Annotated in this window: 1 protein-coding gene; it reads right to left on the bottom strand. The window is 42.1% G+C overall.

Annotated features, from left to right (window positions below; translation table 11 throughout):
- Positions 1-361: putative Ig domain-containing protein (locus F1592_RS13335; RefSeq protein WP_149814206.1), on the bottom strand; the 361-nt coding region annotated here is incomplete at both ends.

Consider the following 361-nt stretch of genomic DNA (forward strand, 5'->3'; position numbering starts at 1 on the left):
TGTTGTTGTCACTGTAATTGGATAGCTTCCAACTTTTGTTGGTGTTCCACTAATTGTATTCGTGTCTGGATTGAATGTTACTCCTGCTGGTAAGCCACTCACTTTATTTGTTACGGCTTGGCCACTGTTATCTGTCGCATCAATCTTAATTGGATTAATCGCAGTGTTAACTTCTTTAGTTTGGCCTGCAATTGGTGACACTGTTGGTGCCGTTGTATCTTGGACCGTAATCGTAAAGCTTGTTGTTGTTTCATTGCCATCGGCATCTGTTGTTGTCACCGTAATTGGATAACTTCCCACTTTGCTTGGTGTACCGCTAATTGTATTAGTGTCCGGATTAAACGTTACTCCTGCTGGCAAG

The organism is Staphylococcus sp. GDX7P312P (assembly GCF_008385775.1).
GTDB lineage: Bacteria > Bacillota > Bacilli > Staphylococcales > Staphylococcaceae > Staphylococcus > Staphylococcus haemolyticus.